Below are 327 nucleotides of genomic sequence, written 5' to 3' on the forward strand. Positions count from 1 at the left end.
AAGCTTCGTCCCGAAACTGACTGCGCAGGTTACGGTGATCGAGGAACAAGCCGGTATCGACGTAGTCCGACAGGTTGACCTCGAACTTCAAGCCACCTTCTTCAACGGTGATGATGTGCGAATCGTCGGCCACTTTTTCGCCACGTCAGCCAGGCGGCGATGGCCATCATCAGGTAAAGCGTCGACCAGACCGGGCCAAAGATCCAATTCGGTGGATTGATCTTCTCGGCGTTCGTTCCGATGGGCTTCTGCCGATTTGCTTGCCCGACCGGAGCGGTGATCTCGCATGTCCGCTGGAATGCCTCGAGCGACCAGTGGAGCGTTCGC

General features: G+C 57.8%; 1 protein-coding gene. It reads right to left on the reverse strand.

Translation table 11 applies throughout. The features are described 5' to 3' along the window. Window positions 1–101: 101 nt before the first annotated feature. The coding region (locus tag AB1L30_RS04850; protein ID WP_367012296.1) for a TspO/MBR family protein at window positions 102–327 on the reverse strand (226 nt) is incomplete at its 5' end.

Source organism: Bremerella sp. JC817, assembly GCF_040718835.1.
Taxonomy (GTDB): Bacteria; Planctomycetota; Planctomycetia; order Pirellulales; family Pirellulaceae; genus Bremerella.